General features: G+C 73.8%; 12 protein-coding genes, 1 tRNA gene and 1 pseudogene. 8 read left to right on the top strand and 6 right to left on the bottom strand.

Annotated features, from left to right (window positions below; translation table 11 throughout):
* A partial coding sequence (locus HF526_RS32945) for a competence/damage-inducible protein A (protein ID WP_169385572.1) occupies nt 1-1,301 on the bottom strand: 1,301 nt, incomplete at its 3' end.
* 689 nt (nt 1,302-1,990) lie between these two features.
* Here HF526_RS32945 and HF526_RS32940 point away from each other — a divergent pair.
* Complete coding sequence (locus HF526_RS32940) at nt 1,991-3,256, top strand: glycosyltransferase family 2 protein (RefSeq protein WP_169385571.1); 1,266 nt, start codon at nt 1,991-1,993, stop codon at nt 3,254-3,256.
* Nucleotides 3,257-3,346: 90 nt separating this feature from the next.
* Here HF526_RS32940 and HF526_RS32935 read toward each other — a convergent pair whose 3' ends face one another.
* Nucleotides 3,347-3,811, bottom strand: a complete 465-nt coding sequence (locus HF526_RS32935) for an acyl-CoA thioesterase (protein ID WP_169385570.1) — start codon at nt 3,809-3,811, stop codon at nt 3,347-3,349.
* 49 nt (nt 3,812-3,860) lie between these two features.
* On the bottom strand, nt 3,861-4,142 hold the full coding sequence (locus HF526_RS32930; protein WP_169385569.1) for a DUF2795 domain-containing protein: 282 nt from the start codon (nt 4,140-4,142) through the stop codon (nt 3,861-3,863).
* Between the two features lie 182 nt (nt 4,143-4,324).
* Here HF526_RS32930 and HF526_RS32925 point away from each other — a divergent pair, with 182 nt between their 5' ends.
* The 5 genes from HF526_RS32925 (at nt 4,325) to HF526_RS32905 (ending at nt 7,384) form a co-directional block, all read left to right on the top strand.
* The gene (locus tag HF526_RS32925; RefSeq protein ID WP_169385568.1) at nt 4,325-4,711 is read left to right on the top strand and encodes an STAS domain-containing protein; all 387 of its coding nucleotides are present in this window, start codon (nt 4,325-4,327) and stop codon (nt 4,709-4,711) included.
* 27 nt (nt 4,712-4,738) lie between these two features.
* Nucleotides 4,739-4,834: transfer RNA gene (locus HF526_RS32920), tRNA-Sec, on the top strand.
* Nucleotides 4,835-4,912: 78 nt separating this feature from the next.
* A complete protein-coding gene (locus HF526_RS32915; RefSeq protein WP_169385567.1) occupies nt 4,913-5,434 on the top strand; it encodes a CvpA family protein in 522 nt (173 codons plus the stop codon).
* Nucleotides 5,435-5,561: 127 nt separating this feature from the next.
* Nucleotides 5,562-6,905, top strand: coding sequence for an amidase (locus HF526_RS32910; protein WP_169385566.1), 1,344 nt, complete (start codon nt 5,562-5,564; stop codon nt 6,903-6,905).
* A gap of 65 nt (nt 6,906-6,970) precedes the next feature.
* The gene (locus HF526_RS32905) at nt 6,971-7,384 is read left to right on the top strand and encodes a DUF2784 family protein (RefSeq protein WP_169385565.1); all 414 of its coding nucleotides are present in this window, start codon (nt 6,971-6,973) and stop codon (nt 7,382-7,384) included.
* On the opposite strand, the gene HF526_RS32900 is transcribed toward HF526_RS32905, so the two are convergent.
* The 3 genes and pseudogenes from HF526_RS32900 to cds1 form a co-directional block, all read right to left on the bottom strand.
* Nucleotides 7,347-7,661, bottom strand: a complete 315-nt coding sequence (locus HF526_RS32900; protein ID WP_338051918.1) for an alkaline phosphatase PhoX — start codon at nt 7,659-7,661, stop codon at nt 7,347-7,349. The genes HF526_RS32905 and HF526_RS32900 overlap by 38 nt on opposite strands.
* Nucleotides 7,662-7,703: 42 nt before the next feature.
* A pseudogene (locus HF526_RS35985) lies at nt 7,704-7,923 on the bottom strand (alkaline phosphatase PhoX); the annotation flags it as partial.
* A 72-nt stretch (nt 7,924-7,995) separates the two neighbouring features.
* Nucleotides 7,996-9,060 carry an L-cysteine desulfhydrase Cds1 gene (cds1, locus tag HF526_RS32895; protein ID WP_338051917.1) on the bottom strand — a complete coding sequence of 355 codons (1,065 nt, stop codon included), beginning with the start codon at nt 9,058-9,060 and terminating at the stop codon, nt 7,996-7,998.
* A gap of 236 nt (nt 9,061-9,296) precedes the next feature.
* On the opposite strand from cds1, the gene HF526_RS34870 reads away from it, so the two are divergent.
* Together HF526_RS34870 and HF526_RS32890 are read left to right on the top strand one after the other, a co-directional pair.
* Nucleotides 9,297-10,022 (top strand): hypothetical protein, encoded by a 726-nt coding sequence (locus tag HF526_RS34870; RefSeq protein ID WP_211178156.1) that lies wholly within the window; start codon nt 9,297-9,299, stop codon nt 10,020-10,022.
* Nucleotides 10,019-13,258, top strand: coding sequence for a bifunctional cytochrome P450/NADPH--P450 reductase (locus HF526_RS32890; RefSeq protein ID WP_338051916.1), 3,240 nt, complete (start codon nt 10,019-10,021; stop codon nt 13,256-13,258). The genes HF526_RS34870 and HF526_RS32890 overlap by 4 nt, the downstream gene beginning before the upstream one ends.
* Nucleotides 13,259-13,318 lie beyond the last annotated feature (60 nt).

Raw genomic sequence — 13,318 nt, 5'->3', positions numbered from 1 at the left:
ATCTCATCCTCCGCGCCGCCGGCGGCGCGGAGGATGAGATGCATCGCCAGGTCCACCGAGCGCTCGCGGATGTCGGCCCGGCCCCCCGGCAGCACCGGGTCGCGGCTGATCACCCGCCCGGCGGCGGTGGTGACGCAGAAGCAGACGTAGCCGACCGGCTTGGCCTCCGTCCCGCCGTCCGGGCCGGCCACGCCGGTGATCCCGACACCGATGTCGGCACCGAAGCGGGACCGGGCGCCGTCGGCCAGGGCCCGGGCGACCTGCGGGGAGACCGCGCCGTGCCGGGAGATCAGCTCGGCGGGGACGTCCAGCATCTCGACCTTGGCCTCGTTCGAGTAGGCCACCACCCCGCCTGCGACGTAGGCCGACGAGCCGGGCCGGTCGACGAGCCGGCCGGCCAGCAGGCCGCCGGTGCACGACTCCCCCGTCGCGACGGTCAGCCCGGCATCGAGCAGCGCGCGGGCCACCAGCTCGTCGGTACTCTCCCCGTTCGCGCTGACCAGGTGCTTCGCGTGCCGGGCGGCGAGCTCGTCGGCCAGCTTCGCCGCGACGTCCTCCGTCCCCGGCCGGGGCCGCAGATCGACCTCCAGCTCGGAGTGCCGCAGACAAGTGGTGATGTCGACGCCGGAGAGGTCCTGCTCGGCCTCGATCGCGCGCAGCGTCGCGGCGATCTCGGACTCGGGCAGACCGAAGTAGCGCAGCGAGCGGGCGGCCGCCCTCGGGACCCGGTCCAGCAACGCGGCGACGGGCGCCGCGGCCAGCGCCGACGGCCACATGCGCTGCAGCTCACGGGGCGGCCCGGGGAGTACGACCACCAGCGGGCCACCGGGCCGGTCGACGACCAGGCCGGGGGCGGTGCCGACGGGGTCGAGCGGGATCGCGCCGCGCGGCACCATCGCCTGCTTGCGGTTGGCCGCCTCCAGCGCCGGCCCACCGAACCCGGTCCGGGCCGCCCACGTGGCCAGGATCGTCGCGATGTGCGCCTCCATGGCCTCGTCGAGGACCAGGTCGACCCCGGCGAACCCGGCGACGACCTCGCCGGTGAGGTCGTCCGCGGTCGGCCCGAGACCGCCGCTGGTGACGATCAGCTCGGCCCCCGCGTCGGCGATGAACCGCAGCGCCTCCGCGAGGTCCCCGGCGCGGTCGCCCACCACCAGCAGGTGCGCGACCTCGAAGCCCAGCTCGCTCAGCTTCTCGGCCAGCCACGGCCCGTTCCGGTCGGCGATGACCCCGGTCAGCAGCTCGCTCCCGGTGACCACGATGCCGGCCCGCGGCCGTCGGCCGGTGTCCATTCCACCCATGGACGCGACGCTATCTCCCCCGCGGGCCGGGTGTCGCTCGATGATCGGAACACTCGGTACCGGATCAACCCGCCACGGCGTCGAGCGGCGCCCGGGCCGGCGCGTGCCCGATCCGGACCGCCGCACCCACCTGCCCGGGATCCACGCGGAGCGCCCATCCCCGTGGAGCGGCACGGCTCGATCGCCGGCGGCCGCGCCGACCCGCGGTCCGGGCGCGCCGGGTCAATGATCATCCGCAGGTCGGCGCCGTAGCGGCGGGTGCCCTGCGCGACCGTGCCCAGCCCGGCCACGACGCGGTCGAGACCACGCGCCCACCACGACAGCGTGCCGTCGGCGCCCGGCCGTGGCTCCGCGCTCGGCCGCGACAGCAGCACCAGCACGTGCGTCGCGCCGGCCCGGGTCGCGCGCCAAGGCCAGCGGCTCACCGATCGACCCGTCGATCCGGCGCCGGGCGGCAACCTCCACAGGCGGCCCGGCGAACAGCGGGATGGCGGCGCCGGCCCGCCGCGCGCTTCCGGCCGGCCACCGGCGCGAGCCCGTCCAGCACGGCCCGGAAGCGTACGGCCTGTGCCGGACCAGGCGAATTGCCGCTGGGATCACCTTTTCAGCGCGGTCACAGGGAGTGTTGGAAGAATGGCTTCGAGCAACGCTCAGCAGTCGCCGAACACCGAAGGGGAGCAACGATCCCGATGTCGCAGTCCGGTCCGACCTGGGTCGGCGAGCTCGATCGCCGGGCCCCGATCGCCGACCTCACCGTCGGCAGCCGCTATGCGGCCGCCCGGCTGCTGGTCACCGCCGGTGGGGCACCGGTCGGCCTGGTCACGGTGCCGCTGCAGGCCGGCCGGGCGGACGCACGCATCATCCGCGCCGTCGTCGACGCACAGCTCGACCCCGCCCACGAACCGGCGGTGCCGCCGTCGTCGACCGAGCCGGTGACCGTCGTGATCGCGACCCGCGGCCGGGCGGACAGTCTGGCCCGCTGCGTACGCAGCGTGCTCGCCGGTGATCACCCCGCCATCACCGTGCTCGTCGTCGACAACGACCCCGACGACGAGTGCACCGCCGACGCCGTGCGCGCGCTCGCCGACCCCCGGGTGCGCTACGTGCGCGAGCCACGGCGCGGCGCGTCGGTCGGCCGCAACCGCGGGCTGCTCGAGGCCCGCACCCGCATCGTCGTGTTCACCGACGACGACACCGAGGTCGACCCGGGCTGGGCCCGCCGGATGGCCGGTGCGTTCGCCGCCGACCCGGACCTGGCCTGCGTGAGCGGCCCGGTGCTCGCCGCCCAGCTGGCCACCGAGGAGGAACTGGCCGCCGACACCGCGCTGGCGTGGAACAAGGGGTTCGCCACGCGCCGGTTCTCCCTGGCCGACCCGCCCGCCGACTCGCCGATCTTCCCGTTCTCCCCCGGCTTGTTCGGCATCGGCGCGAACCTGGCCGTGCGCGCCGACATCGCCCGCGCGGTCGGCGGCTTCGACGAGGCTCTCGGCCCGGGTTCGGCGACGCACGGCGGCGAGGACTGCGAGTTCATGGTCCGGCTGGTGCTCGCCGGCCACGTGCTGGGCTACGAGCCGAGCGCGTACGTCTGGCACCACCACCGGCCCGACGCGGGCGCGCTGCGCGCCCAGCTGCGCGGTTACGCCGTCGGCCTCGGCGGGTTCCTCACCAAGGTCGCGCTCGACCGGCGGGCCCGGTGGGCCGCGCTGCGCCGGCTACCGGCCGCGGTGGCGCAGCTGCGCCGGATCTCCGACCGGGAGACCGGGGCGGGCGACGGGATGCCGGCCGACGCCGGGCGCGAGCGGCTGCGCGGGCTGATGGCCGGACCCTGGGCGTACCTCAGGGCGCGCCGGGCCGCGCGCCGCGCCGGTGGCCGGGTGCCGCCGCTGACCAGCCGGCCGGACGAGCCCGACGACACCGACGGGCGTCCGAACACCCGGGCCGCCGTCGCGCTGTAGGCGATGGCGGGCCGCAGCAGACGCCACGGCAGGACCCGGCCGGGCCCGGCCCGGCCCCGGTCCGCCAGGTCCGGGCCGGGCCCGCGAGGGTCAGCCGCTGCCGAGGCCCAGCAACGCCGGCTCGGTCGCGACCTCGGCCAGCCGGGCCGCCGGGTCGGCGACCAACCGCCGGGCGGTCATGTCGAGCAGGCCCATCCGGCAGCTGATCTCCGCGGCGACCCGTGCGTCCGGCGCGGCCCCGTTCTCGGAGACGTTCTCCGGGACCCGGCGCAGGACGTGCTCGATGCGGAACGTCTTGCCCGTGCCGAACGCGACGCGCGAGCTGACCTCGACCTGCTCGCCGAGCAGCAGTTCGGAGAGGAACCGCGCGTGGGTCTCCAGCAGGATCACGCCCCAGCCGCGCGCATTCAGCCGGACCGGTGAGCAACCCGCAACCCGCAGGTGTTCCATCCGCGCGTGCTCGCCGTACTGGTGGTACACCGCGTGATTGACGTGGCCGTTGGCGTCGACCTCGTAACTACGGACCGCGACGCGCACCGCGAACTCATCTGCCATGGCGGCAGCTTCGCAGGCCCGTGCGAGATCGACGAGCCATCGGGGTGGATCAGCGGGGCGGACGCGCCCGGGCGGCGGCCTGCACGCCGGGCTGCGTCCGGTAGCCCGGCCGCACCCGGGTGGGCGGGGCCAGCAGGCCGAGAGCGGTCAGGACAGCCGCCAGGTCGGGGTAGGTCGTCACCGGAAGCGACCACAGCTCAGCCCGCGTGCCGGCGTCTGCGCCGTAGTGTTCGGCGTGCGCGATGAGCTGCCACTTGGCGGCGGGGAAGTCACATCCGGCGAGCACCTGGCCGATGCGTGTGGTGTCGGCCTTGGGGGATTTGCGGTACACGTCGTCCTCCTCGAGGCCAAACCGCCGGCCACTACCGCGACTGTGCCCGCCATCACATTGTGTTAAACGCGTCGGGAGGAGCTTTGTTGTGTGCCCCCGACGGCGGGTCGTAGGGTTGTCGTGCGGTTGAGACCACAGTCCGCACCACGAGTCCGCGAAAGGTGTCGAGGAGCACGGTGCGCATGAGCGGTGAGTCCCCCGCCGAGACGGGTGACACGACGGCGGATGAGGTCGTCCGGTTCGAGGTGGTCGGCCACGGGCGTGATGCCCTGGTCGTCCACGTGCTCGGCGAGATCGACACCCTGACGGCGCCGGTGTTGCGCGCCCGGTTGGACGAGCACCTGCCGACGGTCCCGCTGGTAGTGCTGGACCTGTCCGCGGTGACCTTCCTCGGCTCGGCCGGGCTGGCCGTCCTCGTCGCGGCCAAGGACGACGCCGAGCAGCGCGGGCACCGGTTGCGGCTGGTCTGCGGCTCCCGGATCGTCACCCGCGCACTCGAGGCCACCGGCCTGCTCACGCTGTTCGACGTGGCCGAGGGCGTGCCGGAGGCCCTGCGCCCGGCGGGCTGACCGTCCGCTGCCCTAAGCTCCGCTCCTGGAGGCGTCTGGGTGCCTGGTGGCCCTCGCGGTCTTCAAAACCGACGTGGTCGAGCATCTCGGCCAGGCGGGTTCGATTCCCGTCCGCCTCCGCCATATTCCTCCGGTGACCTTCAGGGTCCTTTCAGCATTCGCGGGCAGCCTCGAAGGCATGGGCCGCCTGAGGAGGTCACCGTGCCGGACAACCTGACCGTGCTCGACTTCATCCTGATCGCCGTCGTGTTGCTGGCCGCGGTCGCCGGCTTCCGCCGCTCCGGCGGGGCCGAGCGCACCGGGCGACTGGTGGGCCTGCTGGTCGGTACCGCGATCGCGTTGCCGCTCGCCGCGGTGTTCGCACCGGCCGGAAGCGGCCCGGTGGCCCAGGGGCTGCTGCGGCTGACCGGGCTGGCGCTCGGCCTGCTGCTCGGCATGTGGGTCGGTGGCGCCATCGGCGGGTTGGTCTCCCGTGGGCTCGTGCACGGCAAGCTGGGGGTGGTCGACCACGCACTCGGCGCCGTCGCGGCGGCGGGCACGACCCTGCTGGTGGTGTGGGCGCTGGCCACCGGGATCCCGATGGTGGTCGGGGCCCAGGCGCTCACCCCGGTGACCGCGGCCATGGGTTCGCTCGGCGGACACAGCCAGGTGCTGCGGGCCGTCGACTCCCGGTTGCCGCTGGCGAACCAGACCCTCGGTGAGGCGATCCACAGCGCTCCCTGAGCGACGGTACGGGCCTCGGCTCCCCGCTACCTGCGTTCACCGTCCGCATGCGATATGCCCCGTTCGGTGACGACGGCGCCCGGCGGGTCGCAACGCGTCTGACCGGCGCAGATGCCAAGGTGTGCCGATGGCTGGCAGCGTTTCCGTCGCCCCCCGGGGGTTGACCGGACTGAGCGCCGTGGAGCTCGCCGGGCGCGTGCGGGACGGTCGCAGCAGCGCGGTCGAGATCGCGCGTGCGCACCTGGCCCGAATCGCCGAGCAGGACGGGGTGATCGGCGCCTTCCAGGCCGTCGACCCGCAGCGGGTGCTCGCCGAGGCCGCCGGGGTGGACGCCCGCCCGGACCGGTTCGCGCTGCCGTTGGCGGGTGTTCCGGTCGCCGTCAAGGACAACGTCGACGTGGCCGGCTTCCCGACCCGGCACGGCTCGGCGGCGACGTCGGAGACCCTTGCCCGCCGCGACGACGAGCTGGTCAAACGGCTGCGCGCGGCCGGCTCGGTGGTGATCGGCAAGACGCGGATGCCGGAGCTGGCCATCTGGGGTTTCACGCACTCGGCCCTCGGCGTGACCCGCAACCCGCGCGCGGAGGCGCTCGACCCGGGCGGTTCCAGCGGCGGCAGCGCTGCCGCGGTCGCCGCGGGGATGGCCGCGCTCGCCCTGGGCACCGACGGCGGCGGCTCGATCCGGATGCCGGCCGCGTACTGCGGTCTGGTCGGGCTCAAGCCCGGTGCCGGGGTGGTGCCGCTGCCCGGCGGGGCCGAGGAGCACTGGTGCGGGCTGAGCGTCGCCGGACCCATCGCCCGCACCGCCGCCGACGCGGCGATCATGTTCGAGGTGCTGTCGGGTCGCGCCGCCGCCGAGCCGGGGCCGCCGTCGCGGGTGGCGATGTCGCTGCGCAGCCCGTCTCCCATCGCCCGGCTGCGCCCGGCCTACCGGGACGCGGTGCGCAAGGCCGCGCGCCGGCTGGCCGAACAGGGGGTGCGGCTGGAGACCGCCGACCCGCCGTACCCGCTGGCACTGACCTCGCAGTGGACCCGCCGCTGGCACGCCGGGGTCGCCCGCGATGTCGAGGCGCTCGGCCTGGAGGACAGCCGGCTGGAGCGACGGACGGCGACCATCGCACGCAAGGGCCGCCGGGTACTGCGGTTCGGCGGGCCGCGCCCGGGCGTCGCCACGGCGTGGCGGGACCGCATGGTGTCCTGGATGGACGAGGGCGGCCACGACCTGCTGCTGCTCCCGGCGGTCGCCGGGCCGCCGGTCGAGGCCGGGACGATGACCGGGCGCGGCTACCTGTTCACGCTGCTGGACTCGGCCCGGCGGATCCCCTACACACAGGCCTGGAACCTGGCCGGGCTGCCTGCGATCGTCGCCCCCGTGCGGTGGGGCGTGGAGTGGGTCACCGTGCAACTGGTGGGGCGCCCCGGCAGCGAGCCGCTGCTGCTGGCCACCGCCCGGGTCCTCGAGCGCCCGTGAGCGGCGGTTCCGGCTCCTGACCTCCCGGCGTAACGTCGGATCCGGATCCGGACCCGGAGGCGGCCGTGGCGTACCAGGTTCTCGCCGAGTTGACGATGGCGACGCACTTCGCCTTCCTGGTCTTCCTGGCGCTCGGCGGTTTCCTCGCCTGGTGGCGACGATGGCTGATCGTGCCGCACATCGGAGCCGTCATCTGGGGCCTGCTCGCCGTGACCGTCGGGGTGACGTGCCCGCTCACCGACGTCGAGGACTGGGCCCGGCGCCGCGCCGGCGAGCAGGGCCTGCCACGTGGGTTCATCGACACCTACCTGACCGGTGTCGTCTACCCCGCCCACGCCGTCGTCGGCATCCGCACGGCGATGGCCGCGGCGATCGCGCTGTCCTGGATCGGGCTGCTGGTGCTCGTCGTGCGGCGGCGCCGGGCGCGCCGTGCGACACCGGTCAGGCTCGCCGCCACGGGCCGGCGATCGCGAACGTGACACCGGGTTGCTGGATGTCGGCGAACAGCACCGCGCCGTCGGCGGAGTAGACCGGGCCGGTGAACTCCGCGCCCTCGTCGTTGCGCGCGACCGGGAACGTCACCCCGTCGGCCGTGGCCCCGAGCAGGTACTGGGCGCCCTGCCCGTCCTCGGCGACGATCACCCCGCCGTGCGGGGAGACCCTGATGTTGTCCGGGCCGTCGAACGGGTCGTCGTCCACCGCGCCGAACAGCAGCGTCAACGTCAGCGTCGCGCGGGCCGGGTCGTAGAACCACACCTGCCCGTCGTGGCGGCGCGGGCTCGACCGCGGCCTCGTGCTCGAAACGGCCCAGCGCCGTGATCGGCTGCGGATCCCGGTTGGCGGCCGGGTCGAACGGATCGATCTCGACAACGTAGCCGTGGTCCCCCCGGTACCCCTTCGACCCGGCCCGCGCGTCGGTCTCCTCGCAGGTCAGCCACGTCTTCCAGGGCGTGACGCCGCCGGCGCAGTTGGTCGAGGTGCCGACAATCCCGTCATCCGGCTCATCCTGACAGTGCATCACCCGCAGCGCCGAAACGGGCAGAACGGGCCGGGGGTACCCCGAACGGGCGCCGGCGCCGGTGGCAGCCGGTCAGGCGGGAGGATCGGGCGGGGACCACGTCCCGGTGGCGAGGAAGCGCTCCAGGGTCGCGGTGTAGGGCGCGAGGTCGAGACCCTGCGCGGCGACCCACTCGTCGTCGTAGTAGCTGTGCCGGTAGCGCTCGCCACCGTCGCAGATCAGGGTGACGACGCTGCCCCGGACGCCCTCGGCGCGCATCCGCGCGACGAGCTGCCACACCCCCCACAGATTCGTGCCGGTGGAGCCGCCCGCCCACCGCCCGGTGACGCCGTGCAGGTGCCGGGCCGCGGCGACGCTGGCCGCGTCGGGCACCGGGATCATCAGGTCGATCACGCTGGGCACGAAACTCGGCTCCATCCGGGGCCGCCCGATGCCCTCGATCCGCGACGGCAGGCCGGTGCTGTAGTCGGTGACGCCGGCGACCCAGCCCGGGAAGAACGCCGAGCCCTCCGGGTCGACCACCGCCAGCCGGGTCGCGAGCCGCCGGTAGCGCAGGTAGCGGCCGATGGTCGCCGAGGTGCCGCCGGTGCCCGCGCCGACCACGATCCATTCCGGGACCGGGTGCTGCTCGAGCGCGAGCTGGGAGATGATCGACTCGGCGATGTTGTTGTTGCCCCGCCAGTCCGTGGCCCGTTCGGCATGGGTGAACTGGTCGATGTAGTGCCCGCCGCACTCGGCGGCCAGCCGCTCGGCCTCCCCGTACATGTCCGGTGCGCGGTCGACGAAGTGGCAGCGCCCGCCGTAACGCTCGATCAGCGCGATCTTCTCCGGACTGGTGGCGCGCGGCATCACCGCGACGAACGGGACGCCGATCAGCCGCGCGAAGTAGGCCTCGGACACCGCGGTGGAGCCGGAGCTGGCCTCGACGACGGTGGTGCGCTCGGTGACCCAGCCGTTGGCCAGCGCGTAGAGGAACAACGACCGCGCCAGCCGGTGCTTGAGGCTGCCGGTGGGGTGCACCGACTCGTCCTTGAGGTAGACCTCGACACCCCACTGCGGTGGCAGCGGGAGGACGTGCAGGTGGGTGTCCGCCGACCGGTTCGCGTCGGCCTCGACCAGCCGGATCGCCTCGTGCACCCAGTCCCGGGTACGGGCCGACGCGTGGGGGACGGGATCGTGCGGTGTCTCGCTGATGCCGCCGACAGTAGTGCTGCGGGGACCGCCCCCGCGCCCGCGGTCCCCGCCCCGGTCCGCGGCCGGCGGGACCAAGGTCCCTAGACAGCCGGGCGCTTCCGGAGGACCGTCCCGATCGTGCGGTTCCGCCGGGGCGTACGGAGCTCCCCGCACTGGTGGACGGCGGCACAGGGGGGACCATGCGGATGCCGGTCCGGCGCCGGGATGGGACGTCGGATGCCGCCGCGGCCCCGACCGCCGGGCGCCCCCGCACGCTGGGCCACGCGCGGATGGCCGGGTGGTCGGGGATCGGCTTCGCGGTGCTGTTCACCGTCGGCCTCGTCCTGGTGAAGCAGGCCCCGGGCCTCGCCGCGCCCGACGCCGACTACGCGGCGTTCTACCGCGACGGCCGCCAGGGCACGCTGGTGATCCTGGGCCTGTACGTCGTGCCGTTCGCGGGCATCGCCTGCATCTGGCACATGATCGCCACCCGCACGCTCATCCAGGTGCTGCGGCCGCGGTCGTGGTCGCAGATCCCGCACTGGCTGCACCTGGCGAGCGGCGTGGTGTTCGTCTGCATGCTGTTCTCCGGCTCGGCCGCCGTCGGGGCCGTCGCCCTGCTCACCCGGTTCTCGAACGCTCCGCCGCCGCCACCCGACGTGGCCCGGGCGCTGGCCGCCGCCGGGTACGCGATGGTCTTCGTCTACGGCGTGCGCGCCGCCGGGATGTACATGATCACGACCACCGGGATGGCGCGGGCGGCCGGGATGCTGCCGCGCCGGGTGGCCCTGCTCAGCTATCTCGTGGCGGCGTTCCTGCTACTCAGCACGACGTTCCACCCCGCGATCCTGCTGGTGTTCCCGGCCTGGGTGGTGTCGATGAGCGTCGCCCTGCTGGTCCACCGCCCGAGAGGAGTGACCTCGTGAGCGCACCCATCGGTATCGACGAGATCCCCGGACCGCGGGGACTGCCGCTGATCGGCAACGTCTTCGACATCGACACCGAGGGCCCCATCGAGGGTCTGGTCCGGATGGCCCAGGAGTACGGACCGATCTTCAAGCTGACCGTCCCCGGTGGGGTGCGCCTGATCGTCTCCGGCCCCGATCTGGTCGAGGAGATCTGCGACGACTCCCGGTTCGACAAGCTCGTCGGCGGCGGCCTGGCGAACCTGCGGAAGGGCCCGGCGGGCACCGGGCTGTTCACCGCCGAGACCCACGATCCACTGTGGCACCGCGCGCACACCATCCTCATGGCGCCGTTCAGCCTGCAGGCGATGCGCGGCTACCAGCCGAAGATGCTCGACATCGCCGACCAGCTGATGGAGAAGTGGGCGCGGCTCAACCCGGGCGAGGACATCGACGTTCCCGCCGACATGACCCGGCTGACACTCGACACGATCGCGCTGTGCGGGTTCGGCTACCGCTTCAACTCGTTCTACCGCGACACCCAGCACCCGTTCGTCGCGGCGATGGTGCGCACCCTCGCGGAGTCGCAGGCGCGGATCCGCCAGCTGCCCATCCAGACCCGGCTCAGGATCCGGGCCCAGCGGCAGGTCGAGGAGGACCAGGCGTTCATGAACGACCTGGTCGACCGGCTCGTCGCCGAGCGCCGCGCGCAGGGCGACGCCGCGGACAACACCGACCTGCTCGGCCTGATGCTCACCGGGGTCGACAAGGAGACCGGCGAGCGCCTGCCCGACTCCAACATCCGGGCGCAGTGCATCACGTTCCTCATCGCCGGGCACGAGACGACGTCGGGCCTGCTCTCGTTCGCCCTGTACCACCTGATCAAGAACCCGGTGTTCCTGGAGCGGGCCCGCGCCCAGGTCGACGACGTGCTGGGCACCGACGCGTGGCCGACATTCGAGCAGACACAACGCCTGACGAACGTGCGGCAAGTGCTCGACGAATCGCTGCGGCTGTGGCCGACCGCGCCCGCCTTCAACCGGTACCCCTACCGGGACACCGTGATCGGCGGCCGGTACGCGATCCCCGCGCACACCCCGCTCACCGTGCTCACCCCGGCGCTGCACCGCGACCCGTCGGTCTGGGGCCCCGACGCCGGGGAGTTCAACCCCGACCACATGGCGCCGGAGCGGCTGGCCACGATCTCACCGAACGTCTACAAGCCGTTCGGCACCGGCCAGCGGGCGTGCATCGGCCGGCAGTTCGCGCTGCAGGAGGCGACGCTGGTGCTGGGCATGGTGCTGCAGCGCTTCGACCTGATCGACCACCTGGACTACCAGCTGCACACCAGGACCACGCTCACCGTCAAGCCCGAGGACTTCCGGATCCAGGTCCGGCCGCGCGCCGACCACCCGATCGACCGGTCCGGCCCGGCGCTCGCGGCCACCCCCGCAGACCGGCCCGCCACCACCGTGACCGCTGCGGCCGTGCCGGCGAACCGGCACGGCACCCCGCTGAACGTGCTGTTCGGGTCGAACCTCGGCACCGCCGAGGCCATCGCCACCCGGCTGGCCCAGGAGGGCACCGAGCGCGGTTTCGCGGTCACCCTCGGCGCGCTCGACGACCACGTCGACGATCTGCCCGCCGGCGGCGCGACCGTCCTGGTGTGCTCGTCCTACAACGGCACACCGCCGGACAACGCCGCCGCGTTCTGCCGGTGGCTGCGCGACCCCGCGACGGCGGCGGACGCGTGCGCCGGGGTGTCCTACACCGTCTTCGGCTGTGGCAACACCGACTGGGCGGCGACCTACCAGGCGGTGCCGACGCTGCTCGACACCGAACTCGGCAGGCACGGCGGCCGCCGGATCCACCCCCGCGGCGAGGGCAACGCGCAGGCCGACTTCGACGCCGGCTACCGCGCATGGCACGCCGGGCTGTGGGCCGCCGTCGCCGGCGCAGTCGACCTCCCGGCGACCGTCGCCGAGCCGGCCGTCACCGGCCCGCGGCTGTCGATCACCCTGACCAACCGGCAGCTCACCAACCCGGTGATCATGTCCTACCGGGCGCAGCCCGCGACGGTGCGGGTGAACCGCGAACTGCTCGAGAGCAGCGGGCGCGCCCCGGGCGGCCGGTCCGCCCGGCATCTGGAGATCACGCTCCCGGCCGGGGTCGGCTATCGCGCCGGGGACCACCTGGGGGTACTGCCGCGCAACGACATCGACCTGATCCGACGGGTGCTGCAGCGCTTCGGGCTCGACGCCGGGCAGTACGCCACCATCATCCCGAGCTCCGGTGACCACACCCACCTGCCGATCGACGAGCCGACGCCGGTGCTGGGCGTGCTGGGCAGCTGCGTCGAGCTGCAGGACGTGGCCACCCGGGCCGACATCCAGACGCTCGCCGGCTACACCGACGACCCGCCGACCCGCGCGGCACTGGAGGCGCTGACCGGGGACGACGAGGAGTCCCGGGCCCGCTACCGGGAGCAGGTCTTCGAGCCGAACCGGTCGATCATCGACCTGCTCGAGCAGTTCCCGGCCTGCGCGGTGCCGTTCGAGGTCTACCTCGGCCTGCTGCCCCCGCTGCGGCCCCGGTACTACTCGATCTCGTCCTCACCGCTGGTCAGCCCGGATGTCTGCAGCATCACGGCCGGGGTCCTGCAGGCGCCCGCCCGGTCCGGCGCCGGGGAGTTCCGCGGGATCTGCTCCACCCATCTGCGCCGCAGCCCGGAGCGGAGCACGGTGTTCGTGTTCGTCCGGGAACCGACGATCCCGTTCCGGCCGCCCGAGAACCCGCACCTGCCGATGATCATGGTGGGGGCGGGCACCGGGCTGGCACCGTTCCGCGGTTTCCTGCAGGAGCGTGCCGCGCTGCGCGACCGGGGCGTGCCGATCGCGGAGTCGCTGTTGTTCTTCGGCTGCCGCAACCCGGACATCGACCTGCTCTACGCCGACGAGCTGCGCGACTTCGAGAAACAGGGCGTCACCCGGGTGGAGAACGCGTTCTCCCGGGTGCCGGGCGGGCAGCGCCGCCACGTCCAGGACGCGATGCGCAACTGCGCGGACGAGGTGTGGGCGCTGCTGCAGCGGGGCGCGATCGTGTTCGTGTGCGGCAACGCCTCCACGATGGCTCCCGGCGTGCGCGCGGCGCTCGAGCAGATCTTCCAGGACCGGACCGGCGCGTCGGTCGCCGACGCCCGGGCCTGGCTCACCGGGCTGCGCAGCGCCGACCGCTACCTCGAAGACATCTGGGGGTGAGGTGGCGCTGCGCGCTCGTGCGCGAAAACGGTCGCCGGGGCGACTATTTCCGCGCACGGG

Origin of the sequence: Pseudonocardia acidicola, assembly GCF_012911935.1 — a bacterium.
Classification (GTDB): Bacteria; Actinomycetota; Actinomycetes; order Mycobacteriales; family Pseudonocardiaceae; genus Pseudonocardia; species Pseudonocardia acidicola.
This window is presented reverse-complemented; position numbering and strand designations above follow the sequence as displayed.

Coding starts and splice junctions, on each gene's coding strand:
- HF526_RS32925 (WP_169385568.1), top strand. CDS start 4,325: ATGAGCGGTGAGTCCCCCGCCGAGACGGGTGACACGACGGCGGATGAG.
- HF526_RS32940 (WP_169385571.1), top strand. CDS start 1,991: ATGTCGCAGTCCGGTCCGACCTGGGTCGGCGAGCTCGATCGCCGGGCC.
- HF526_RS32935 (WP_169385570.1), bottom strand. CDS start 3,811: ATGGCAGATGAGTTCGCGGTGCGCGTCGCGGTCCGTAGTTACGAGGTC.
- HF526_RS34870 (WP_211178156.1), top strand. CDS start 9,297: ATGCGGATGCCGGTCCGGCGCCGGGATGGGACGTCGGATGCCGCCGCG.
- HF526_RS32910 (WP_169385566.1), top strand. CDS start 5,562: ATGGCTGGCAGCGTTTCCGTCGCCCCCCGGGGGTTGACCGGACTGAGC.